The organism is Streptomyces sp. NBC_01485, assembly GCF_036227125.1.
Classification (GTDB): Bacteria; Actinomycetota; Actinomycetes; order Streptomycetales; family Streptomycetaceae; genus Streptomyces.
Genome location: NZ_CP109435.1, coordinates 3,930,386 through 3,953,823 on the forward strand (window position 1 = coordinate 3,930,386; position 23,438 = coordinate 3,953,823).

General features: G+C 70.9%; 23 protein-coding genes and 1 tRNA gene. 12 read left to right on the plus strand and 12 right to left on the minus strand.

Features of this window, described 5'->3' with window-relative positions:
* Window positions 1-216 precede the first annotated feature (216 nt).
* Entirely contained in the window at window positions 217-870 is a 654-nt protein-coding gene (locus tag OG352_RS18000; RefSeq protein ID WP_329218147.1) for a response regulator transcription factor, read from the minus strand.
* Complete coding sequence (locus tag OG352_RS18005; protein WP_329218148.1) at window positions 867-2,189, minus strand: sensor histidine kinase; 1,323 nt, start codon at window positions 2,187-2,189, stop codon at window positions 867-869. The genes OG352_RS18000 and OG352_RS18005 overlap by 4 nt, the downstream gene beginning before the upstream one ends.
* 15 nt (window positions 2,190-2,204) lie before the next feature.
* Here OG352_RS18005 and OG352_RS18010 point away from each other — a divergent pair, with 15 nt between their 5' ends.
* Entirely contained in the window at window positions 2,205-2,825 is a 621-nt protein-coding gene (locus OG352_RS18010; protein ID WP_329218149.1) for a VanZ family protein, read from the plus strand.
* Window positions 2,826-3,041: 216 nt separating this feature from the next.
* Here OG352_RS18010 and OG352_RS18015 read toward each other — a convergent pair whose 3' ends face one another.
* Window positions 3,042-3,254, minus strand: a complete 213-nt coding sequence (locus tag OG352_RS18015) for a hypothetical protein (RefSeq protein ID WP_329218150.1) — start codon at window positions 3,252-3,254, stop codon at window positions 3,042-3,044.
* Between OG352_RS18015 and OG352_RS18020 the strand changes: the two genes are divergently transcribed.
* A complete protein-coding gene (locus OG352_RS18020; RefSeq protein WP_329218151.1) occupies window positions 3,245-3,565 on the plus strand; it encodes a hypothetical protein in 321 nt (106 codons plus the stop codon). The two genes, OG352_RS18015 and OG352_RS18020, sit on opposite strands and share 10 nt — an antisense overlap.
* Before the next feature lie 235 nt (window positions 3,566-3,800).
* Here the strand turns inward: OG352_RS18020 and OG352_RS18025 are convergent.
* The 7 genes from OG352_RS18025 to galU all read right to left on the minus strand — a co-directional run bounded on the left by OG352_RS18025 (window position 3,801) and on the right by galU (window position 9,486).
* Window positions 3,801-3,874, minus strand: a tRNA-Ala gene (locus tag OG352_RS18025).
* A gap of 94 nt (window positions 3,875-3,968) precedes the next feature.
* A complete protein-coding gene (locus tag OG352_RS18030; RefSeq protein WP_329218153.1) occupies window positions 3,969-5,408 on the minus strand; it encodes a gephyrin-like molybdotransferase receptor GlpR in 1,440 nt (479 codons plus the stop codon).
* A gap of 140 nt (window positions 5,409-5,548) precedes the next feature.
* Window positions 5,549-6,148: a GNAT family N-acetyltransferase gene (locus tag OG352_RS18035; protein WP_329223874.1), complete on the minus strand. Its 600-nt coding sequence runs from the start codon at window positions 6,146-6,148 to the stop codon at window positions 5,549-5,551.
* 23 nt (window positions 6,149-6,171) lie between these two features.
* Entirely contained in the window at window positions 6,172-6,714 is a 543-nt protein-coding gene (locus tag OG352_RS18040; RefSeq protein ID WP_329218155.1) for a MogA/MoaB family molybdenum cofactor biosynthesis protein, read from the minus strand.
* Entirely contained in the window at window positions 6,711-7,190 is a 480-nt protein-coding gene (gene moaC / locus OG352_RS18045) for a cyclic pyranopterin monophosphate synthase MoaC (RefSeq protein WP_329218157.1), read from the minus strand. The genes OG352_RS18040 and moaC overlap by 4 nt, the downstream gene beginning before the upstream one ends.
* Window positions 7,191-7,252: 62 nt before the next feature.
* On the minus strand, window positions 7,253-8,578 hold the full coding sequence (gene glp, locus OG352_RS18050) for a molybdotransferase-like divisome protein Glp (RefSeq protein ID WP_329218158.1): 1,326 nt from the start codon (window positions 8,576-8,578) through the stop codon (window positions 7,253-7,255).
* On the minus strand, window positions 8,575-9,486 hold the full coding sequence (gene galU, locus OG352_RS18055) for a UTP--glucose-1-phosphate uridylyltransferase GalU (RefSeq protein ID WP_329218159.1): 912 nt from the start codon (window positions 9,484-9,486) through the stop codon (window positions 8,575-8,577). The genes glp and galU overlap by 4 nt, the downstream gene beginning before the upstream one ends.
* Window positions 9,487-9,612: 126 nt before the next feature.
* Here galU and OG352_RS18060 point away from each other — a divergent pair, with 126 nt between their 5' ends.
* On the plus strand, window positions 9,613-10,227 hold the full coding sequence (locus tag OG352_RS18060; RefSeq protein ID WP_329218160.1) for a 5-formyltetrahydrofolate cyclo-ligase: 615 nt from the start codon (window positions 9,613-9,615) through the stop codon (window positions 10,225-10,227).
* A gap of 93 nt (window positions 10,228-10,320) precedes the next feature.
* Here the strand turns inward: OG352_RS18060 and OG352_RS18065 are convergent, their stop codons facing one another.
* Window positions 10,321-13,119 carry a penicillin acylase family protein gene (locus tag OG352_RS18065; protein ID WP_329218162.1) on the minus strand — a complete coding sequence of 933 codons (2,799 nt, stop codon included), beginning with the start codon at window positions 13,117-13,119 and terminating at the stop codon, window positions 10,321-10,323.
* Between the two features lie 265 nt (window positions 13,120-13,384).
* Here OG352_RS18065 and OG352_RS18070 point away from each other — a divergent pair, with 265 nt between their 5' ends.
* From OG352_RS18070 to mscL, 6 genes are all read left to right on the plus strand, one after another.
* Complete coding sequence (locus tag OG352_RS18070; protein WP_329223875.1) at window positions 13,385-14,890, plus strand: potassium/proton antiporter; 1,506 nt, start codon at window positions 13,385-13,387, stop codon at window positions 14,888-14,890.
* A 277-nt stretch (window positions 14,891-15,167) separates the two neighbouring features.
* The gene (locus OG352_RS18075) at window positions 15,168-16,430 is read left to right on the plus strand and encodes an MFS transporter (RefSeq protein WP_329218164.1); all 1,263 of its coding nucleotides are present in this window, start codon (window positions 15,168-15,170) and stop codon (window positions 16,428-16,430) included.
* A gap of 68 nt (window positions 16,431-16,498) precedes the next feature.
* Window positions 16,499-16,819, plus strand: a complete 321-nt coding sequence (locus OG352_RS18080) for an FmdB family zinc ribbon protein (protein ID WP_329218166.1) — start codon at window positions 16,499-16,501, stop codon at window positions 16,817-16,819.
* 86 nt (window positions 16,820-16,905) lie between these two features.
* Window positions 16,906-17,751, plus strand: coding sequence for an S-methyl-5'-thioadenosine phosphorylase (locus tag OG352_RS18085; RefSeq protein WP_329218167.1), 846 nt, complete (start codon window positions 16,906-16,908; stop codon window positions 17,749-17,751).
* A gap of 227 nt (window positions 17,752-17,978) precedes the next feature.
* Window positions 17,979-18,665, plus strand: coding sequence for a hypothetical protein (locus tag OG352_RS18090; RefSeq protein WP_329218168.1), 687 nt, complete (start codon window positions 17,979-17,981; stop codon window positions 18,663-18,665).
* A 108-nt stretch (window positions 18,666-18,773) separates the two neighbouring features.
* Window positions 18,774-19,241, plus strand: a complete 468-nt coding sequence (gene mscL / locus OG352_RS18095; protein ID WP_329218169.1) for a large conductance mechanosensitive channel protein MscL — start codon at window positions 18,774-18,776, stop codon at window positions 19,239-19,241.
* A gap of 28 nt (window positions 19,242-19,269) precedes the next feature.
* On the opposite strand, the gene OG352_RS18100 is transcribed toward mscL, so the two are convergent.
* Window positions 19,270-19,452: a hypothetical protein gene (locus tag OG352_RS18100; protein ID WP_329218170.1), complete on the minus strand. Its 183-nt coding sequence runs from the start codon at window positions 19,450-19,452 to the stop codon at window positions 19,270-19,272.
* Window positions 19,453-19,607: 155 nt separating this feature from the next.
* Between OG352_RS18100 and OG352_RS18105 the strand changes: the two genes are divergently transcribed.
* From OG352_RS18105 to OG352_RS18115, 3 genes are all read left to right on the plus strand, one after another.
* On the plus strand, window positions 19,608-20,906 hold the full coding sequence (locus OG352_RS18105; protein WP_329218171.1) for a low temperature requirement protein A: 1,299 nt from the start codon (window positions 19,608-19,610) through the stop codon (window positions 20,904-20,906).
* 50 nt (window positions 20,907-20,956) lie between these two features.
* Window positions 20,957-21,985 carry a P1 family peptidase gene (locus OG352_RS18110; RefSeq protein WP_329218172.1) on the plus strand — a complete coding sequence of 343 codons (1,029 nt, stop codon included), beginning with the start codon at window positions 20,957-20,959 and terminating at the stop codon, window positions 21,983-21,985.
* A gap of 228 nt (window positions 21,986-22,213) precedes the next feature.
* A complete protein-coding gene (locus OG352_RS18115) occupies window positions 22,214-23,437 on the plus strand; it encodes a L,D-transpeptidase (RefSeq protein ID WP_329218174.1) in 1,224 nt (407 codons plus the stop codon).
* The last annotated feature ends 1 nt before the right edge of the window (window position 23,438 follow it).

The window sequence follows — 23,438 nt, forward strand, 5'->3', positions numbered from 1 at the left end:
GCGCCTCAAGTACGTCAGCGCCTCAGGTACGTGAGCACGGCCAAGGCCCGCCGGTGGGTGTCGTCCGCCGGTCGCAGGCCCAGCCGACGAGGTGATCGTTCCCCACCCGGGCCGGCCCGGGTGGGGAACGTCGACGCCATGGGGAGGAGGGCAGGAAGCCGGGGCAGGGCTTCGGCACAGAAGGAGAGACAGTCGCCGGGACGGTCGTTCCTGGTCTCACTCCTGGCCGACGAGGCCGGATTCCCAGGCCCAGGCGGCTATCTCCACCCGGTTCCGGGCGTTCAGCTTGGCCTGCACGTTCCCCAAGTGGGTCTTCACCGTCCCCACCGTGATGGTCAGTGCGGCGGCGATCTCCGCGTTGGTACATCCCCGTGCCACCAGGCGCACGAGGTCCAGCTCGCGTGCCGACAGGGGGCTCGGCGCCACCCGACGGCCGGGCGCCGGAGCGTTCAGACGGCGTAGCAGCCGCACCGTGACGGAGGGGCTGACCAGCGCTTCACCCGAGGCCGCCGCCCGCACGGCCTCGACGAGCAGGGCCGGACCGGAGTCCTTGATCAGAAAACCGCAGGCACCGTCGCGCAGGGCGCGGTGGACGTACTCGTCGTCGTCGAAGGTCGTCGCCACGACGACCTTCGGCGGGTCGACGGCGCCGGTGCGGTTCAGCCGGCGCAGCGCGTCGAGACCGTCGAGGCGGGGCATCCGGATGTCCATCAGCACCACGTCGGGGCGGTACCGCTCGGCGAGTTCCACTGCCTGAAGACCGTCCACCGCTTCGGCCACGACCTCGATGTCGTCCTCGGCGCCCAGGATCATCGTGAATCCGGCGCGGACCATGGCCTGGTCGTCGGCGATCAGCACCCGGATGGTCAACGGGTCTCTCCGCCCGGGACACGGACCAGGGCCGGGGCCGGGGCCGGGGCCGCCGGAAGGGTGGCTTCGACGCTCCAGCCGCCCTCCACGGCCGGGCCCGTCCGGAGGTCACCACCGACCAGGTTCACCCGTTCGGCCAGCCCTCGCAGCCCGAACCCACCACCGGAGGAACGGCGCGGCCGGCCGTCGTCACTGACCCGCACCGTGACGCCGTCGCCGCACCGGACCGCGCGCACCCGCACCTCGGCGCAGCCCTGGGCATGTTTGCGTACGTTGGTCAGCGCCTCCATCACCACCCGGTGGGCGGTGGTGGTCACCTCCACCGGCAGGTCGTCGAACGGACCCGTCAGTTCGAGCCGGGCCCGCGCGCCGCCGACCGCCGAGAACCCCTCGACGAGCGAGCGCACCTCCGCCATCCCGGCCAACGGCGCGAGGGCCGGTTCCCCGTCGGCGTCCCGCAGCATCCCGACCATCTGCCGCATGGACGTCAGCGCCTCCGACCCGGCGTGTTCGATCCGCTCCAGGGCCGGTGGCACCAGCTCCGGCCGCCGCTGCGCGATCGCCAGCGCGCCCTGCGCCTGCACCACGATCCCGGTCACGTGGTGGGCGACGAAGTCATGCAGATCACGGGCGAACTCGGCCCGCTGCTCGAGGCGCAGCGTCGCCGCCCGCCGCCGCCGGTCCGCCACCACCAGCCGCCAGGCGACGCCGCCGCCCAGAACCGCGGTCGCCCCGACGGCGAGGAACAGCGCCACGATGACGCTGTTCTCCCGTACCGCGACCGCCAACGGCCGCAGCACGATCGCCGCCCACAGCAGCGGAGGCGCCGCCCACGCCACCCAGCCCCGCCGCCCGTGCAGCGTGACAAGCAGCATCAGCCACAGCAGCGCCATCGGCTCCGCGAGCCCGTACGCGTCCGAGGCCAGGGCATCGGGAGCGCCGCCGGGACCGGCGCGCAACAGGACCGAGACTGCCAGCGACGCCACCCCCACCAGAGCACCGACCACGGGCAGGGCCCGCGCACCGAGCCACGGCGTGCCGGCGACAGCGACCACCGCCAGCAGGGCGCAGACCGACTTGGCGGAACGGCTGCCGAATCCGTCGTCGATGCCCAGCGCCGGGTGGTCGAACCGCAACGCCGGCCACACCAGCGCCAGCCACACCACCCACACCAGCGATTCCGCCCAGGACCCCCGGACACCGCGCACCGCTCTGCCGAAAGTCGTAGCGGACGGTGCGAGATCTGGCTTTCGGCCGATCCGGTGCTCCGGACCGCCGGGCAGAGTCGGCTTCGTCAGGCCGGTTACACGATCCGTCACACCGAGGAGCATGTCATGAGCGGTATCAACTTCCGCATCGAATCCGTCGAGGTGCTCGGGCCGCTCCTCGCCGCCTTCACCGTGCTCTTCGCCGTTCGTGCCACCCGTCACCGTCCGGGCTGGCGCGGCAGGCCCGCGCTCACCCGGCTCGTGGCGGCCCTGTACGCGGCGGGTGCCCTGCACTTCACCCTGTTCCCGATCATCGTGGACCGGGCCCAGAACCTCGCCCCCTGGACCGGTCAGGTCCAGCTGATCCCTCTCATGGGCCTCCTCGGCATGGATGTCTCGTTCCCGCTCAACGTGCTCCTGTTCCTCCCCTTCGGGATGCTGCTCCCCCTCATGACCCGCCGGGAGATCGGCCCGGGGCGGGCCGCCCTCCGTGCCCTGGCCGTGAGCGCCTCGATCGAGCTCACCCAACTCGGCATGTACATCCTGTTCAGCAACGGCCGAGGGGCGGATGTCGACGACCTCGTCACCAACACCCTCGGCGCCGCGCTCGGCTGTCTCCTCGTCCACCTCGCACTCCGCTCCGCCACCCTCTCCGCTCTCACCCGCACCTTCGCTCTCCCGGGCACCGCCTTCGCCTCCCCCGCCCTCGAAGCCCGGCCCACCCCTGCAACGCATCAGGCCGTCTGACGGCCGGCGCCCACATCGAGCGATCTCAAGTACGGCCGCCCGTGCGTGTCGGTACCCGCAGGCCCCGCAGCCGCGACAGGTGAAGGGGCTTGGAGGGTCTTGGAGGGTCTTGGAGATCGTTTCCCGTTCGGTTGCTGATCGCTTCCCATGGCGTGTGGACGACGCCCGTCGGCTTGCGGATCTCGCACTGGTGGGGTGGCGCCCTTTGATCCTTCTTCAGCCCTTGGCGTGCGCCTGTTCCGGCTCATGGGCGTGTGGAAAGTCGCGTTCGCGGCGCATCGGGCTCATGGCAAGGACGAGCCGGCTGGGCGCGACGACACCCGTCATGATCCACATGGCCGGCCGGTACCCGACGGCGTCGGCGAGCACACCGCCGAGGAGAGACCCGAGCGGGATGGTGCCGTGGTTGATCATCATGGTTGTCGCCACGACCACAACTCGCCCAGCATCGCGGGCTGTTCAAGGGCCGGCCCGGCGACATCGGCGCCGACACCACCCCCGTCCCCGCCCGGCACCATCCGCCCAGCGAACGCCGCGATCAGGCCTCGGTCGAAGTCACGGCGGGCTGGCACTACTGCGGCGGCGCCGAGGAAGGCGTCTTCGGACACAGCGCCACCCTGCTCGTCGCCGCCAGCCGCCGCCACCCCTACGGACACCGAACCGAACGGCACCACGCCGGGCGCCAGCACCACGACCGGCCCTTCCCGCCCGGCTCGGCAGCAGACCTCACCAACACCTGACGCCCCAGCACACCACCGGGAAGATCCGCACGCCCAGCAACGGCTCCAGCGCGTGTCCCGCATCGCGACCACCCCCAAGCCCAGGCGAACAAGCCGCTCAACAGCCGCTTCCGGCCCCGCCGCCGTTCGGACACCCCATCGAACAAGCCCCGGAAAACCAAAGATCCCGCCCGATCAACAGATCGGACGGGATCTCGTCAACTACCCCTGAGCTAACTCAAGAACAGTCGGTGCGTGGACCTGTGGGGATTTGAACCCCAGACCCCCTCGATGCGAACGAGGTGCGCTACCAGACTGCGCCACAGGCCCTTGCAACGAGTGAAACTCTAGCACCCCCATCGGGGTGCTTGGAAATCCGTTCCCCGAGGCCTGGAGCGGGGTGCCGGGGCACCGTGGCCGGGCCTTATTCGTTGGCGGCCCGGGGTCGCTCGCCGTCCTCGTACTGGTCGAACAGCGGGGTGTGGCCGCGTTCGCGGGAGCGGCGGGCCGAGGCGGCGCGTCGGGCGTCGCTGCGCTCATCGCCGTCCGCCGCCGTGTCCTCCGCGTGGTCCGCCGCGTCCGGTTCCCCGTCCGGTGCGGTGCCGGAGTCCGCCGCTTCGTGCTCCGGTGCGACCGAGCTCGAACGGGCCGAGCTCCAGGCGTCCGGTGCCCCGAGGTCCACGTCGGAGGTGGCCCGGGGGGCGACCGGCGCGGTCACGTAGGTCGGCAGCGGTACCGGTACTGGGTCCCAGCTCTCGCCGTGACCGGGCCGGCGCTGTCGCTCGCGCTGCTGGTCGACCCACTCCGCGTGGTCGGTCTGCTCGACGAGCGCCCTGCGGTCGGCGGCGAGCGCCAGCAGGCCCGGGTCGGTCTCCGGTTCGAGGGCCTCGTGCGGCTCCTCTGCGCCGGCGTCGAGGCCGGGGTCGACGGACGACGACGCGCTCGCCGGCGCAGGCGCACGCCGGCGCGGCTGACGCTCCCGCAGCCGCTGCGCGGCCACCTCGGCACGCCTGCGGTCCATCTGGTACGCGAAACGGCGGTGCTCCTGGGAACGCAGGTACGCGATGTACGCGCTCAGCAGGACAGCGGGCACACCGGGCGCCCAGAGGAGGGTGAGGCCGCCGACCGCCGCGACGATCGTGCCGAGCGTGAAAGCGAGGAAGAGCATCACGGTGGTGCGCCGACGGCGCGCGAGCGCCTTCGAGCGCTGGGCACGCGCGGCGGACGCCTGCGCGGACGGCGTACGCCGCGCGACCGGCACGCGCCGGCCCGCCGGAACGGCGCCTCCCTCGCGCGCGGGCGTCGCGCCCTGTTCACGTTGCTCGCGCTGTTCGCGCTGCTCCCGCGCGGGCTTGCCCACCGATTCGCGCGCCGGTTCACGAGCGGGCTCGCGCGCCGGTTCACGCGCCGTCTCCGGACGCCCCGGCCCGCGCTCGTGACCCCGCTCGTGGCCCCGCTGCTCGTGCCCCCGCTGCTCGTGGCTTCGCTCCTGACCGCGTTCCTGCCCCCGGTTGTGACCCCTGTCGTGACCCCGGTCCGCCGCCCGCTCCTGCCCTCGCTCCGGAACCTGCGCCTTCACCTGCGGGCGGGTCGGAGGCATGACGAAGGCCCGGACGTCCACCGAGTCGGTGACGGCGTCCGAGGCGTCGGCGCCCTGCTCCCCCTCGTCGGTGGAGCGCGCCCGCAGGTCCTTGGCGTACCGGCGCTCCATGCCCGCCCGTCCGGAAAGCAGCCGAATGGCGGTGCTGAAGCGTTCCGTCGGACGGGCCTCGTTCAGCTCGTCCTGCCTACGGAGCCACATCGGCACCAAGTAGGCGGCCCAGGCCCCGACAATGACTGCGTAGATGAGGCCGCTGCTGCTCACGCCTCACACGGTAGAGGGGTTTTCGTGAGGCCATCCGCCAATTGAGCCGGTGTGTCGCACGATCTGGCTGATATTTCGAGCTTTTTTTGCGACCGGTGCGATCAACCGATCATTTTCGAACGTTTATTCGACGTAATTTTTCAATTGGACGCCCTCCGCGAGCGCGCTCGCCGCCACCTGCTCAGCAGGCCCTCCGGGACCTCCTCCGCCGTGAGCGCGAAGACGAGATGGTCGCGCCAGGCGCCGTCGATGTGGAGATAGCGCGGCCGCAGCCCTTCCTCACGGAATCCGAGTTTCTCGACGACCCGGCGGCTGGGACCGTTCTCGGGCCGAATGCAGACCTCGATGCGGTGCAGTCCGACGGTGCGGAAACAGTGGTCCACGACGAGCGCCACCGCCGTCGGCATCACCCCGCGGCCGGCCACCGACTCGTCGACCCAGTAGCCGACGTGCCCGGAGCACATCGACCCCCAGGTGATCCCGGCGACCGTCAACTGCCCGACCAACCGCCCCTGGTACTCGATGACGAACGGCAGCATCCGCCCCGCGTGCGCCTCGGACCGCAGGTGCCGGACCATCTGACGGTACGTCGGCCGGTGCGCGATCGGCCCACTGGGCGCGGGCGGCGGAATGGTCGCCTCCCAGGGGCGCAGCCAGTCCCGGTTGCGCCGGTTGACCTCACGCCAGGCCCGCTGGTCGCGCAGCTTTATCGGCCGCAGGACGACATCGCCCTCCACCAGATCGACGGGCCACGATGCGCTGTTCAGCTCGCACCCCCCGTACCGGCCCCGGGTCTGGGGTGGTCGCCGCCGCGGATCTGGTCGACGGCATGCGTCAACAGGGGCTCCAGGACGGCCAGTCCGTCCTTCACCCCGCCGGCGGAACCGGGCAGGTTGACGATCAGCGTGCCGCCCGCCACTCCGGCCAGACCCCGGGAGAGCGCGGCGGTCGGCACCTTCTCCCGGCCGTACGCCCGGATGGCCTCCGCGATGCCCGGGACCTCGTGGTCGATGACCGCGCGGGTCGCCTCGGGCGTCCGGTCGGTGGGCGAGATGCCGGTGCCGCCTGTGGTGACGATCACGTCGTAACCCGCCTCGGCCCCCGCCCGCAACGCCGCCTCCACCGGGTCCCCGTCGGGGACGACCCGCGGCCCGTCGACGGCGAAGCCGAAGCCCTTGAGGCCCTCGGCGACCAGGGGCCCGCCCCGGTCCTCGTAGACCCCGGCGGCGGCCCGGTTGGAGGCGGTCACGACCAGCGCGGCGTACGGCGCTTGCAACGCGCCGCCGATCGACCCATCGGTTGTCATGCCCGGCTCCAGTCGCCCGACTTGCCGCCCGTCTTCTCCTCCACGCGGACGTCCGTGATGACCGCTGCCTTGTCGACCGCCTTCACCATGTCGATCACGGTGAGCGCGGCGACGGAGACCGCGGTGAGGGCTTCCATCTCCACGCCCGTACGGTCCGTCGTCTTCACCGTGGCGGTGATCTCCACGGCGTCGTCCGCGACCGACAGGTCCAGTTTCACACCGGAGACGGCCAGGGGGTGGCACAGCGGGATGAGGTCCGGGGTGCGTTTGGCGCCCATGATGCCCGCGATCCGCGCGGTGGCCAGCGCGTCACCCTTGGGTAGCCCCTCGCCCCGCAGCAGCTCGACCACCCGGGGTGAGACGAGGACACGGCCGCTCGCGCGCGCGGTGCGCGCGGTCACGTCCTTGCCGGAAACGTCGACCATGCGGGCGGCGCCCGCCTCGTCGATGTGCGTCAGTCGGTCCTGCGTACTCATGCTCTGTCGGCACTCCCGGTCGGGCCTGTTGTGCGCGACACGGTACCCCCAACCAGCAGTGCTCAGCCGAGAAGGACCACCTCGACCTCGGTGCCGGGCTCGACGGACTCCACGTCCTCGGGGACGACGATCAGCGAGTCGGCGTGCGCGAGGGCGGCCACCAGGTGGGAGCCGGCCCCGCCGACCGGGCGGACGGTGCCGTCGGCACAGACGGCCCGCAGGAACTGTCTGCGGCCCTTCGGCGAGGTCAGCGCCTTGTCGGCGACCAGTGTCGCGCGCGTGGTGGGCCGGTGGACGTCGTCGAGGCCCATGAGGGTGCGGATGGCGGGGCGGACGAACAGTTCGAAGGAGACGTACGACGACACCGGGTTGCCGGGCAGGGCCAGCAGGGGGGTGTGGTCGGGGCCGATCGAGCCGAAGCCCTGCGGCTTGCCCGGCTGCATGGCGAGCTTGCGGAACTCGACGCCGCCGCCCGCCTCGTCCTCGTCGCCGACGTGCTCCAGGGCCTCCTTGACGACGTCGTACGCCCCGACGCTCACCCCGCCGGTGGTGACGACCATGTCCGCGCGGACGAGCTGGTCCTCGATGGTGGAGCGGAGCGTGTCGGCGTCGTCGGCGACCGCGCCGACCCGGTACGCGATCGCGCCGGCGTCCCGCGCGGCCGCGGTGAGGGCGAAGCTGTTGGAGTCGTAGATCTGGCCGCTGCCCAGTTCCTCGCCGGGCTGGACGAGTTCGCTGCCGGTGGACATGACGACCACGCGCGGGCGCGGGCGCACGCGTACGGCGGCGCGGCCGATCGCTGCCAGCAGGGCGATCTGGGGCGGGCCGAGGACGGTCCCGGCGTCGAGGGCGCGGTCGCCGGCCTTCACGTCGCTGCCCTTCGCGCGTACGTGCGCGCGTGCCTCGGCGGACCGGTACACGCGCACGTGCCCGGACGCCTGCTCGGGGGCGAGGCTGCGGGCGCGCATCCCTCTGACCGGTCCCTCGCCGAGCCCGCCGTCGGTCCACTCCACAGGGACGACGGCCTCGGCGCCGGACGGGAGGGGCGCGCCGGTCATGATCCGGGCGGCCTGGCCCGGCCCCACGTACAGCAGGTCGGCCTGCTGCCCCGCCGCGACGTCCCCGACGACGTCCAGCGCCGCCGGGAACTCCTCGCTCGCGCCCGCGACATCCGCGACCCGTACCGCGTACCCGTCCATGGAGCTGTTGTCGAAGGGCGGCAGGGAGACCGCCACCGTGACGTCCTCGACGAGGACGCAGCCCTGGGCGTCGGGCAGTTGCAGCTCGATGGGCTCCAGGGGGCGGACGGTGGCGAGGATGTCCGCCAGGTGTTCGTCCACCGACCAGAGGTGGTCCTGGCCGGCGGTGCGGGGCGCGGCGGTGCTCAAAGTGGCTGCATCTCCTCGGTGACGTAACTGCGAAGCCAGGACCGGAAGTCCGGACCCAGATCTTCACGTTCGCACGCGAGTCTGACAATGGCCCGCAGATAGTCGCCGCGGTCGCCGGTGTCATAGCGCCGGCCCTTGAAGACGACGCCGTGGACGGGACCGCCGACCTTCTCGTCCTGCGCGAGCTGCTGGAGGGCGTCGGTGAGCTGGATCTCGCCGCCGCGGCCGGGCTCGGTCTCGCGCAGGACGCCGAACACGCTCGGGTCGAGGACGTAGCGTCCGATGATCGCGTAGTTGGACGGGGCGTCCGCCGGGTCCGGCTTCTCGACGAGACCGGTCACTTTGACCACGTCGCCGTCCGCCGTGGGCTCTACGGCCGCGCAGCCGTAGAGGTGGATCTGCTCGGGGGCGACCTCCATGAGCGCGACGACGCTGCCGCCGTGCCGCTCCTGCACCTCGATCATCCGCTGGAGCAGCGGGTCGCGGGGGTCGATGAGGTCATCCCCCAGGAGGACGGCGAACGGCTCCTGTCCGACGTGCGGGGCAGCGCACAGGACGGCGTGTCCGAGGCCCTTGGGGTCGCCCTGGCGCACGTAGTGCATGGTCGCGAGGTCGCTGGACTGCTGGACCTTGGCGAGCCTGGCGGCGTCGCCCTTCTTCTGCAGCGCCGACTCGAGTTCGTAGTTGCGGTCGAAGTGGTCCTCCAGGGGGCGCTTGTTGCGGCCCGTGACCATGAGGACGTCGTCGAGACCGGCGGAGACGGCCTCCTCGACCACGTACTGGATCGCCGGCTTGTCCACGACCGGCAGCATCTCCTTGGGAGTGGCCTTGGTCGCCGGCAGGAACCGGGTGCCGAGGCCGGCTGCGGGGATGACAGCCTTGCTGATCCTGGGGTGCGACTGAGTCATGTCGGCAACCTTATCCGCTCACTTTGAGAGGAATCTGTAGCTCCGGTTAATTCATGATCATATGACCGCGTTGGAACGGTGTGGGAGGAGTGCGTGCGCTATGTGGGAGCTGTGCGGGAGCGGCGGATGAGCCACCTCGAAGGCGGACCAGAGTCTGACAAACGTATGTTGCGGCGAGAGTTCCTCGCCATGAGAAACAGGTTGACGACGGATGACCTGCGCACGGCGGCCGTCGCCCTGGCCGCCCGCGCCCTGGAGCTGCCCGAGTTGGCGCACGCGCGCGTGGTGGCGGCATACGTCTCCGTGGGCACCGAACCGGGCACCCTGGCGCTGCTGGACGCGCTCCGCGCGCGGGGCGTCCGCGTCCTGCTCCCCGTACTGCTGCCCGACAACGACCTGGACTGGGGCGCCTACGCCGGCCAGGACTCCCTCTCACCGGTCCGGCACGGCGGGAAGACGGCCCTCCTGGAGCCGACCGGCGAGCGCCTCGGCCCGGACGCCGTGACGGGCGCCGACGTGGTGCTGCTCCCGGGGCTCGCGGTCGACGAGCACGGTATGCGGCTGGGCCGCGGCGGAGGCTCGTACGACCGCGTGCTGGCCCGCCTGGCGGACTCCGGCGCCCGCCCCCGCCTGGTGGTGCTCCTGTACGACACCGAGGTCGTCGAGCACGTCCCCGGGGAGGCGCACGACCGACCGGTACACGCCGTGGTGACACCCTCGGGAGTACGCCGCTTCACCTGACCGGCCTGCCTTCCTGCGACCGCTACGCGACCTACACGGGGGAAGGGGCCGTCCACGCGCGCGTGGACGGCCCCTTCCCCCGTGGTCGGCCAGTCAGGGCTTCAGGACCAGGGTGTCGCTCGTGGCGGCGTCGACCGCCTTCTTGGAGAAGGACCAGTCGAGCAGCTCACCGTTGGCCCACTTGCCCGTCTGGTCGGTGTAGTGGGCGCTGAAGGCGTGCCCCGAGGCGCCGCTGAGGTTGATCCACTTCGACTTGTCGAGATCGTCGAGGTTGACCACCATCCGCATCGACGGCACCCACACGACGCCGTAGCCGCCGGCCGCGTTCCAGCCGGTCGCGTTGACCGCCGCCTCGCCGCCGCTGAGCTTCCAGGGGCCGCGGTTGAGGATGTACTGCAAGAAGCCGGGGCCGCTGGTGCCCAGGGTCTGGTTCTTCAGGAACAGGCGGTGCAGCCTGCCCCAGCTCCAGGTGTCGATGTCCTTGCCGAGCTTGGCGGTCAGCTCCCAGCGGGCGTCGATCATGGCGCGCGCGAACAGCTCGTCGCGGTTGTGGTCGGCGCCGGGGCGGGTGCCCGACTCGGGCGTCGTCCACCACGCGCTGTCCGGCTTGTCCATGAGGTTGCGCACCACCTCGAACCAGCGGTCGCCGCCGTCCGGCTGCGCCTGGTCGGCTTCGCGCTGGCCGCACTCGCGGACCTTGTCGGTGTCGTCGACCGGGCCGGTGCTGTCGACCGGGTCGACCCACAGGCACTGCCCCTCGACACGCAGCTCCTTGGGCAGCTTGTTGCCGAAGGCCAGCTTGAGGATGTTGCGCCAGACCGCGTTGAAGTAGGCGGCCGCGGCCGAGTCGGCGTCCTGCCGGTAGTCCCAGCCCTGCAGCAGCTTCTGCGCCTCGCGGACGTCCGGATCGTCCAGGTTGATGTCCAGCAGCTTGGTGACGAGCAGCCGCGCGATCTGGCTGTCGTCGTCCAGCTGCATCTGGCGCATGTCGTCGGTGGAGATCTTGCCGCCGCCCTTGATCTTCAGCTTGATCAGGTCGGTGATCCGCTGGCTGCGGGTGCCGTAGCCCCAGTCCGTGGTGAGCGTGTAGGGGTACTTGTCCTTGTCGACGACGGCCTGGTTGGCGGTGACGATGTACCCGCGCGCGGGGTCGTACTCGTAGGGCAGCTCGTCGAAGCCGATGTAGCCGGTCCACTTGTACTTGGAGTCCCAGCCGGGCGCGGGGATCGAGCCGTCGACGCGCTTGGCGCGCGTGGGGATCTTTCCGGGCAGCTGGTAGCCGATGTGGTTCGCGGTGTCGGCGTAGACGAGGTTCTGCGAGGGCACGTCGAAGAGCTTGGCCGCGGCGCGGAAGTCGTCCCAGTCCTTCGCCTTGCCCATGGCGAAGACGGCGTCCATGGAGGTGCCCGGTTCCAGCGCGGTCCACTTCAGGGCGACGGCGTAACCGTCGCCGCGGTCGGGCGCCGCGGTGTCGACGGTGGCCTTCTTGCCGACCTTGACGAGTTCGTCGGCACGGTCTGACAACAGGGGCATCCCGTCCTCCGTCTGCCGGACGACGATCTTCTTGGCGGCCCCGCCGGCGACCTTGATGGTCTCCTCGCGCGTGGTGAAGGGCTTCACCTTGCCGTCGTACTGGTAGCCGTCGTCGCCGGAGAGCTTCTCCAGGTAGAGGTCGGTGACGTCGACGCCGGAGTTGGTCATGCCCCAGGAGATGGTCTGGTTGTGGCCGATGATCACACCGGGCATGCCCGCGAAGGTGTAGCCGGAGACGTCGTACCGGCACTTGGCGGAGACGGTGCGACAGTGCAGGCCCATCTGGTACCAGACGGACGGCAGCGACGCCGACAGGTGCGGGTCGTTGGCCAGCAGCGGCTTGCCGGTGATCGTGTACTTCCCGGCGACGACCCACGAGTTGGAGCCGATGCCGTTGCCGTTCACACCGACGGCCGTGGGCAGGTCGTCCAGGACGTCGTAGAGGCCCGAGAGCTGGCTCTGCAGGGCCGAACCCGTGCCGCCCGCCGTTCCGCTGCCACCGCCGCTCGTGCCGCCGCCCGAGCCGCCGTTCGCGGAGGAGTCGCCGGAGCCGCTCTCGCCGTCCCCGCCGCTCTGCTTGAACGACTTGGTCAGCTCGTCGTACTGGCCCTCCTGGACGATCGCCTGGTTGCGGTCGTACGGGTACTGCGGGTACAGCTCGGCGATCTGCTGCGGGCCGAGACGGCTGGTCATCAGGGCGCGGTCGATCTCGTCCTGCATGTTGCCGCGCAGGTCCCAGGCCATCGCCTTCAGCCAGGAGACCGAGTCGACCGGGGTCCACTGGGCGGGCTTGTAGTCGTTGGTGAAGCCCAGGGCCGCGTACTCCAGGGAGATGTCCGCGCCGTCCTTGCCCTTGAGGTAGGCGTTGACTCCCTTGGCGTACGCCTGGAGGTGCTTCTTGGTGGCGGGCGACAGCTTGGTGTCGTACTCCTGCTGGGCTACGCGATCCCAGCCCAGGGTGCGCAGGAACTCGTCGTTGTCGACCTGGCTCTTGCCGAACATCTCCGACAGCCGCCCGGACGTCATGTGCCGGCGCACGTCCATCTCGTAGAACCGGTCCTGCGCCTGGACGTAGCCCTGCGCCATGAACAGGTCCTCGTCGGAATCCGCGTAGATCTGCGGGATTCCGTAACCGTCCCGCTGCACGTCGACCGGTCCGGACAGGCCCTCGAGCGTGATCGAACCCTTGGTCTGCGGGAAGGACGCGCGGACGGTGCTGATGGACCAGTAGGCGCCGTAGGCGATGCCTCCGATGATGGCCAGCACCAGCACAAGCACGATCAAACGGGCTTTGCGCCCCTTCTTCCTGCCGGACTTGCCGGGCTTGTCACCCGATGTGGCGGTGGTGTTGGGGGGCATCGCTGTCCTTGCTGTCCTAACGCGAGCGGCAGGCGGTCCTGGAGTGCTGGAGCAACCATAGGCGCAGGGCTTCGCGCGACTTGACGCGGAGTCGGGTACCAGCACGGAAGGATGTTCGATCTTGACTCGGCAAGCGTCAAGAAATCGTCAAGAGTTAGGTAAGGTAACGAAGTAGTTGGGTCCGGGGCGCACAGCTTCGTGTCCGATGTATCCGATGCACATGTGCGCCCGCGCGAGGCGCGCGCGCCGGTGAAGGGAACGGCCGCTGACTGTCCACCACCTCAACCAGCTCCTGCTCGTCTGCTCGCTGGTCCTGCTCGTCGCCGTCGCAGCGGTCCGGATCTCCTCGCGCAGCGGGCTCCCCAGCCTGCTCGTGTACCTGGGGATCGGCATCGCCATGGGCCAGGACGGCATCGGCGACATCCACTTCGACAACGCCGAACTGACCCAGGTCATCGGCTACGCCGCCCTGGTCGTGATCCTCGCCGAGGGCGGCCTCGGCACGAAGTGGAAGGAGATCGAACCGGTCCTGCCCTCCGCCACGGTGCTGGCGCTGGCCGGCGTCGCGGTGAGCGTCGGCGTCACCGCGACGGCCGCGCACTTCGTGATGGGGCTGGAGTGGCGGCAGGCGCTGATCATCGGCGCGGTGGTGTCCTCGACGGACGCGGCGGCGGTCTTCTCCGTCCTGCGCAAGATCCCCCTGCCCTCGCGCGTGACGGGCAGCCTGGAGGCGGAGTCCGGCTTCAACGACGCCCCAGTGGTCATCCTGGTGGTCGCCTTCTCCACGGCGGGCCCTGTCGAGCACTGGTACGTGCTGCTGGGCGAGATAGCCCTGGAGCTGGCCATCGGCGCCGCCATCGGCCTCGCGGTCGGCTGGCTGGGCTCCTGGGGCCTCAGGCACGTCGCGCTGCCCGCCTCCGGCCTCTACCCGATCGCCGTCATGGCGATCGCGGTCACCGCGTACGCGGCGGGCTCGCTGGCGCACGGCAGCGGCTTCCTGGGCGTCTACCTCGCCTCGATGGTCATGGGCAACGCGAAACTGCCGCACTGGCCCGCCACGCGCGGGTTCGCCGACGGCCTCGGCTGGATCGCCCAGATCGGCATGTTCGTGCTGCTCGGCCTCCTGGTCACCCCGCACGAGCTGGGCGACGACGTGCTGCCCGCGCTCGTCATCGGCCTGGTGCTCACCATGGTGGCCCGCCCGCTCAGCGTCGTGCTGTGCCTGACGCCGTTCCGGGTGCCGTGGCAGGAGCAGACGCTGATGTCCTGGGCCGGGCTGCGCGGCGCCGTGCCCATCATCCTGGCGACGATCCCCATGGTGAACGGCGTCGAGGGCAGCCGCCGCATCTTCAACATCGTCTTCGTCCTGGTCGTCGTCTACACCTTGCTCCAAGGGCCGACGCTGCCCTGGCTGGCGCGCAAGCTGCGGCTGGGCGGGGACCCCGAGGCCGCCGACCTCGGCGTCGAGTCGGCGCCCCTGGAGCGGCTGCGCGGGCACCTGCTGTCGGTCGCGATCCCCGAGGGGTCAAAGATGCACGGCGTCGAGGTCAACGAGCTGCGGCTGCCGGCCGGGGCCGCCGTCACCCTCGTCGTACGCGACGCAAAATCGTTTGTTCCGCTGCCGACGACGGTGCTGCGGCACGGGGACGAACTGCTCGTGGTCGCCACCGACCCCGTCCGGGACGCGGCGGAACTACGACTCCGCGCGGTGGGCCACGGCGGCAAGCTGGCCGGGTGGCTCGGCACGGGCACCGCCGACACGGGCCGTTAACGACATGTTTCGTACGGTTCACGCGCCCGCCAAACGCAGGTGAACGCGCGCGTGGTGCTCACTTTCACAGGTGCACCACGCGTTGATCCCTGTACGATGAAGGCGCATTCTGATCGAACCAACTCTGCCTGACGCAGTGCTGGCGCGACCGTATGGCGGCCGAGAACCCCTCCGCAGTGGGCGCCGGCATCTACCGCAGTCCGCGCAAGAGGACAGCTCTCGGCGCGCCACGGCCCGCACATGGGTCGCGCTACCAGGCGGCAGAAAGGCACGGGCCGTGGCATCCACGGTCACCTCCCGCCCGGGATACGGACAGCTGCTGCGCACCCGCGGCGCCTGGACGTTCCTGCTCCCCGGCTTCGCGGCACGCCAGCCGTTCGCCATGCTCACCATCTCCATCGTGCTGCTCGTGCAACACACGGCCGGCTCGTACGGTGCCGCCGGCGCCGCCGCGGCCGTCACCGGCGTCTCCATGGCCCTGTGCGCCCCCTACAGCGGCCGTCTCGCCGACCGGTACGGCCAGCGCGCGGTGCTGCTCCCCGGCGTGCTCGTGCACACGCTGTCCGGCCTCACCTTCACGGCCCTCGCCCTCTCCCACGCACCCCTGTGGGCACTGTTCGTGGCGGCGGTGCCGACGGGCGCGTCGGTGCCGCAGATCGGGCCCATGGTGCGCGCCCGCTGGGGCGTGAAGCTGAAGGGCTCGCCCCTGATGACCACCGCGGCGGCCTTCGAGTCCGTCACCGACGAGCTCACCTTCGTCTTCGGCCCGCTGCTGGCGACCGCCCTGTGCACCGCCGTGAACCCGGCCGCCGGCCTGGTCACCGAGGCCTCGCTGACCCTGCTCGGCGGTCTGCTGTTCGCCGCGCAGAAGAGCACACAGCCCCAGGTCGCTGCCGCCGGGCACGCGCGCGTGGAGCACGGCTCGGCGCTGCGCGTCCCCGGTGTGCGCGTGCTGATCGTGGCGTTCCTGGGCATCGGTTCCGTCTTCGGCGGCATGCAGGTCTCGCTGGCCGCGTTCACCGAGTCGATCGGCGAGCCTGGCCTGAACGGCGTCCTGTACGGCACCTTCGCCGCGGGCAACATGCTCTCCGGCCTGGTCTGCGGCGCCCTCGCCTGGAAGGTGGCACCGCAGCGACGCCTGATCGTCGCCTACGCCGCGCTGGCCCTCGTCGCCTCCGGTCTGTGGGCCGCGCACTCGGTGCCCGTGCTGGCGGGCCTCGGCCTCCTGGTCGGCATGTGCATCGCGCCCGCGCTGATCACCGGCTACACGCTGGTCGAGGGCCTGGTCCCGGCCGGGGCCCGCACCGAGGCGTTCACCTGGCTGACCGGCGCGGTGGCGCTCGGGCAGGCGGCGGCCGTCACGGTCGCCGGACAGCTGGAGGACCGCTTCTGGGGCGGCGCCGGTTTCCTGGTGCCGATGGGCGGCACACTGCTGGCCCTGGGGACGCTGCTGGCCCTGCGATCGAGCCTGGCGACGCGCCCACGCGCGCTTACCGTCGCACGTGGCGTCGGTCACCGCGTGCCGGTGACAGTGGACTGATCCTCCGGAATACGTCAAGATAGACCGTCGTTAGCACTCACTGAGTGAGAGTGCCAGGAGGAAGACAAGTGCCGACCTACCAGTACCAGTGCACCGCGTGCGGCGAGGGCCTCGAGGCGGTGCAGAAGTTCACCGACGACGCTCTGACCGAGTGCCCCAGCTGCGAGGGCCGCCTCAAGAAGGTGTTCTCCGCGGTCGGCATCGTCTTCAAGGGCTCCGGTTTCTATCGGAACGACAGCCGCGGCTCCTCGTCGAGCAGCGCTCCGGCGTCGTCCTCGAAGCCGTCGACGTCCGGCTCTGACGCGAAGTCGTCGAGTTCGACGTCGTCGTCCTCGGACTCGAAGTCGTCGAGCGCGGGCACCTCGACCGGCAGCAGCTCCGCCGCGTAAGGCTCGCTCAAGGGACCCTGTCGTCATGCGACGACGGGGTCTTCGGCGTTTCCGGGGCCGGGCAGGGGGTCGTTAGGGTGCGACGCATGGCGAACAAGGCGAACGCAGCAGAGATCGGTGTGATCGGCGGGTCCGGCTTCTACTCGTTCCTCGACGAGGTGACCGAGGTCCAGGTCGACACCCCCTACGGGCCGCCCAGTGATTCCCTCGTCCTCGGCGAGATCGCCGGCCGGCGGGTCGCCTTCCTGCCCCGGCACGGGCGCGGACACCATCTGCCGCCGCACCGGATCAACTACCGGGCCAACCTGTGGGCGCTGCACTCGCTCGGGGTGCGTCAGGTGCTCGGTCCGTGCGCGGTGGGCGGTCTGCGCCCCGAGTACGGGCCCGGCACGCTGCTCGTGCCCGATCAGCTGGTCGACCGCACGAAGTCGCGGGTCGGGACGTACTTCGACGGGCTGCCGCTGCCCGATGGCACGGTGCCCAACGTGGTGCACGTGTCCCTGGCCGACCCCTACTGCCCCGCCGGACGCTCGGCGGCCCTGAAGGCGGCGCGCGGGCGGGAGTGGGACCCTGTGGACGGCGGGACGCTGGTCGTGGTCGAGGGGCCGCGGTTCTCGACCCGTGCCGAATCGCTGTGGCACCGGGCACAGGGCTGGTCCGTGGTGGGCATGACGGGACACCCCGAGGCCGCGCTCGCCCGTGAACTCGAGCTCTGCTACACCTCGTTGAACCTGGTCACCGATCTGGACGCGGGCGCCGAGAGCGGTGAGGGCGTGTCCCACGAGGAGGTCCTGCGGGTGTTCGCGGCCAACACGGACCGGCTGCGGGGTGTCCTGTTCGATGCGGTGGCCGCGCTGCCGTCGAACGGCCAACGGGACTGCCTGTGCACGAACGCGCTGGGCGGGTTGAACCCGGGGTTCGAGCTGCCTTAGCGGGTGATGCGGCGTGGGGGTGGGCCATGGGGCGTGGACATGGACATGGGTGTGGGTGTGGGTGTGGGTGTGGGTGTGGGATCTCTGGGGCGGTGAGGGGGCGGAACTCCTCGTTCGGGTGAGGAAGTTGTCCACAACCCGTGGGTAGTCCACCGGCTCCGGCGGGCGGCGGCGCGAAGGCTCATCGTGGTTTCGCAAACCCGTCCTTCGTCACAGGTGGTGATCCCATGTCCCTTCCTCCTCCTTCCTCTCCGTTCGCCTTCCCGTCCGCGGCACACCCACTCGGCGCGGACGCTCCGGCCACGTGCGAGGTGCCGTCCTTCGCTCCCGTGCGGGTCCGCGGCGGGCGGTACCGGCTGCAACGACTCGTACGGAGTCGACGGCGGGCCCTCGCGATCGGCCTCGCCGTCACCGCAGCCGCGCTCGTGGCGGCCGGCCCACTGGCCGGCGACCCGGCGCGCGGACATCCGGGCGCAGGCGCGAGCGGGGGCGCCGGGGGCGGGGATTGGAGCGGAGACTCGCACGCCCGCGCGCAGACGTCGGTGGGTGCCCCGGCGCCTGCTCCTGGGGCCGTGGCGAAGGTGACGGTGCCGGTGCGCATCGCCGACGCGGCCACCGTCCGGCTGCTACAGCCCGGCGACCGGGTCGACGTCATCGCCATCGAGCAGGCGGCGTTGGGCGGCGGCGGCATGGGAGGCGTGGGCGGCACGGGTGATGTGGGCGGCGAGGCCCAAGTCGTCGCGCGTAGGGCGCTCGTGACGAAGGTGCCGCAGCCGCTGGACACTCTCGGCTCCGTCGGCGCTGTCGGTACGGCTGACGGCGGTGCGCTGGTCGTCCTCTCGGTGCCCCGGTCCACTGCGGCGCGCCTGGCGGGTGCGAGTGCGACGGCTCGGCTGGCGGTGACCCTGTGGTGAAGTCAAGTCCCTCGTTCGAACTACCGGATTGGACACGGCCGCCTCGCGTTGACGTAGGTTGCGGAGCTGTTTGTTCCACAACCTGTACATGCGAGGAGTGTCCCCGAGGTGAGCGAAAAGAAGGCAAACGTCTGGCAGGGCTTCAAGGCCTTCCTGATGCGCGGGAACGTCGTCGATCTGGCAGTCGCGGTGGTGATCGGCGCGGCCTTCACGAACATCGTCAACTCGGTGGTGAAGGGGATCATCAACCCGCTCATCGGGGCGGTCGGCACCAAGAACCTGGACAGCTACAGCTCCTGTCTCAAGGGCCGCTGCACGGGTACGGGCGACAGCGCGACGGGGGTGCGGATCCTGTGGGGCTCCGTCCTCGGCGCGACGCTGACGTTCGTGATCACCGCAGCGGTGGTGTACTTCCTGATGGTCCTGCCCATGTCGAAGTACCTGGCGAAGATGGAGGCCCGCAGGAAGGCCAAGGAGGGCGCACAGGAGGTCATCGAGGTGACCGAGCTGGAGATCCTCAAGGAGATCCGCGATGCGCTCGTCGCCCAGCGGGGTTCGGGCCACAGCGAGCGGTAGCGGCGCTGCGCACGCTGCTCAGCCGGGTTCAGAGGTGGTGGGGCGGCTTCTCGTCGAGGAAGCGCTTCAGGTCGGCGGCACTGTCCGCGTCGGCGGACGGCCGCTCGCCCCAGCCGCGGTCGGTGTCGTCCGAGGACTGCCGGTCCAGCGGGTCGTCGAAGACCAGCGCGGCCTTCGGCTCACCTGGGTCGGGGGCGGAGGAGGTGCTCATGCCTCCAGAGTACGGCCCCGACGGCAGCCCAGGTGAGGCCCGGAGCAGCGGCCACGCACCGAGCGGGCCTGCGGATTCCGCAGGATCCGCAGGATCCGCAGGATCCGCAGGATCCGCACAAGATTTTCCGCCGGTTGTCTGCTGTGCTGGGAGCCATGACGTCCAGTCCGACTCCACCGGCCTCCTCCCCCTCGGGACCCCCCGCCTCGACCTCAGCCCCCGGCCCCGCCCCGACTCATGCGAAGCCGCTGCGCAGCCTCACCGCGCGCGGGCGGGGCGAGGCGCACCGGGTCGCCTCGCCCCTCGAGCTGCTCTTCGACCTGTGCTTCGTCGTGGCCATCGCCCAGGGGGGCGTCCAACTGGTGCACGCCGTGGCGGAGTCCCACGCGGGCGAGGGAATCCTCAACTACGCGATGGTCTTCTTCGCCATCTGGTGGGCCTGGATGAACTTCAGTTGGTTCGCCTCGGCCTACGACAACGACAACGTGCTGTACCGGATCGTTACGCTGGTGCAGATCGCTGGCGTTCTGGTGCTGGCGGCGGGCATCTCGCGGGCGTTCGAGGACCACGAGTTCGTGGCCGTCTGGTTGGGCTACGCGATCATGAGGTTCGCGTTGAGCTCGCAGTGGCTGCGGGTCGCGTGGTCGGCCGAAGGCCCGGAGCGGGCGATGGCGCTGCGGTACGCAGGCGGAGTGCTGCTCTGCCAGGTCGGCTGGCTGGGGCTGCTGATCCTGCCCGAGGGGGGCCGGACGTGGCTGTTCCTGGTGATGGCACTGCTGGAGTTGTGCGTACCGCTCTACGCGGAGAAGGACCACCCGACGTCCTGGCATCCGCATCACATCTCGGAGCGGTACGGGCTGTTCACGATCATCGTGCTGGGCGAGACGATCGCCGCGGCCACGGTCGCCGTGAAGTCGGGGATCGACGAGAACGACGCGCTGGGCGAGTTGCTGCCCATCGCGGTGGGGGGCCTGTTGATCGTCTTCGCCGCCTGGTGGATCTACTTCGTGGTGCCCATCCATGGGTATCTACGCTCCAGCAAGCAGGCGTTTCTGTGGGGCTACGGGCACTATTTCGTCTTCGCCTCGGCCGCCGCGATCGGCGCGGGCCTGGAGGTGGCGGTCGAGCAGGCGGTCGGCAAGGCCCACCTCTCCGCGGCGGCCGCGGCGGCGGCCTTCACCCTGCCGACGGCCCTGTACCTGCTGGCGGTCTGGGCGTTGCACGCCCGCCACTTCAAGGCGGGCCTGGCCCAGCAGCTGGTGCTTCCCGTAACCGCGCTGCTGGTGATCTGCTGCACGTTCCTGGGCGAGTGGGCGGTCCTCGCAGCCGGCCTGGTGACCGCGCTGGCGGTGGCGACCGGGGTGACCCTGACGGCGCGCACGGCCGCGAGGGAGTCGCAAGAGGCGCGGGAGGTCCGGGAGCACGCGGAGCGCGATTCGAGCGCGGCGGTGTGACCCTGCGCGACACCACCGCACACGGCGCGGGCTGGGCGAGACTGGCTCCCATGACAGTTGACGCTCTGACGGACGTCGCCGGCGTACGCGTGGGCCATGCCACGCGCACCGGCGACGGTTGGCTCACCGGCACCACGGTCGTCCTCGCGCCGGACGGCGGCGCCGTGGCCGCCGTGGACGTGCGCGGCGGCGGTCCCGGCACGAAGGAGACCGACGCCCTGGATCCACGCAACGTGGTGCAGCGGGTCGAGGCGATCGTGCTGACCGGGGGCAGCGCCTACGGGCTGGACGCGGCGTCCGGGGTGATGACCTGGTTGGAGGAGCAGGGGCGTGGGGTGCGGGTGGGTCCCGACCCACTGCACGTCGTGCCGGTGGTGCCCGCCGCCTGCGTCTTCGACCTGGGCCGGGGCGGCGACTTCCGGGCCCGCCCGGACGCGGCCACCGGCCGGGCGGCGGTCGAGGCGGCCGCGGCGAGCGAGCCCGGCGCGCCGGTACGGGAAGGGTGCGTGGGCGCCGGGACGGGCGCGGCGGTCGGCCCGATGAAGGGCGGGGTCGGCACCGCCGCCGTCGTACTCGACTCGGGGATCACGGTGGCCGCGCTGGTGGTGGCCAACGCCGTGGGATCGGTGCTCGATCCGGAAACCGGGGTGCTGTACGGGGAGTTGTTCCAGGGGCGCGTGACGTATCCGAAGGCGCAGGTGCACGAGGCCGCGCGCCGGCGGCTCGCCGAGAGCGCGGTGAAGAACGCGCCTCCCATGCTCAACACCACGCTCGCGGTGGTCGCCACCGACGCGGACCTGTCGAAGGCGCAGGCGCAGAAGCTCGCGGGCACGGCGCACGACGGGATCGCGCGCGCCGTACGGCCGGTCCACCTGCTCAACGACGGGGACACGGTCTTCTCACTGGCGACGGGCGTCCGCCCGCTCGACCCCGACCACCCTCTCGCCCTGAACGACATCCTCGCGGCAGGCGCGGACGTGGTGACGCGCGCGATCGTACGAGCCGTCCGCGCCGCCGAGCCGGTGGACGGCCCGGGCGGCCTGTGGCCGTCGTACGAGGAGTTGTACGGGGGCCGGTGACGCGCCCCGGGCCGCGGCGAGAGAGTGCGCCGGGAGCGACGCGGTCCGGAAGCAGCATGGTTCAGGGACGGCACGAGCCGGGAACGACCCGCGCTGGAAGGGGGATTGTCCCGGTTCTGTCACGTGATGGTGTCAACGGCGGTCGGGGGGAACCCGACCGGCCGTCGGGTCCCTCCTTCTCCACGTACCGGAGCGGATCACTCACATCACACGAAGCTGGAGCAGCCCGTGACAACGGCGGACATAGCAGCGCGGCGCGCACTGGGAGCCTGTGCCGTCCTGGTGGTCGGCGCCCTGACCCTGACCGCTTGCGGGGGCAGCGCCAACGCCAAGGACGGCGACGCCAAGGGCGGCAAGAGCAGCACCGCCAAGACGTCCACTGCGGAGATCGTCATCTCGGCGAAGGACGGGTCGACGGGTGCGTCGATCAACGCGACCGGCGTGAAGGTGAGTGACGGCCGGCTCACCGAGGTGAAGATGACGGTGGCCGGGTCGGGGCAGGCCGTCGAGGGCTCCCTGTCGGCCGACGGCAGCGACTGGAAGCCGAAGGAGCAGCTGGAGCGCGGGACGAAGTACCAGATATCGGCGACCGCGAAGGACGCGAGCGGTAAGACCGCCGCCGCCAACTCCATCTTCACCACAGTCGCTTCGGCCAACAGCTTCATAGGGACGTACACGCCGGACAACGGCACGACGGTCGGCGTCGGGATGCCGGTGTCGTTCACGTTCGACAAGGCGATCGGCGACAAGAAGGCCGTGCAGTCGCACATCACGGTCACCTCCAGCAGTGGCCAGCAGGTGGTCGGGCACTGGTTCGGGGCGCAGCGGCTCGACTTCCGGCCCGAGGAGTACTGGAAGGCCGGCTCCAAGGTCACGATGAAGATCGACCTGGACGGCGTCGAGGGCACGAACGGCGTCTACGGGGTGCAGAAGAAGACGGTCGCCTTCGCCGTCGGGCGGTCGCAGGTGTCCACGGTTGACGTGAACGCCCAGACCATGACGGTGGTGCGGGACGGGCAGACCCTGAAGTCGGTTCCGATCTCGTCGGGCAGCCCGGAGCACACCACGTACAACGGGCAGATGGTGATCTCCGAGAAGTTCACGCAGACCCGCATGGACAGCCGGACGGTCAACCTGGGCGGCGAGTACGACATCCCGGACGTGCCGCACGCGATGCGGCTGACGCAGTCCGGCACCTTCATCCACGGCAACTACTGGTACAACAAAGGTAATCCGCCCTTTGGCCGCACCGGGACCAGTCACGGCTGTGTCGGACTCGCGGACGTGCAGGGCGCGCAGGGTGACACGCCCGCCAAGTGGTTCTACGACGAGTCGCTGATCGGGGATGTCGTGGTCGTCAAGAACTCCCCGGACAAGACGGTGGCCCCGGACAACGGGCTGAACGGCTGGAACATGCCATGGGCCGAGTGGACCGCCGGAAGCGCGGCCTGAG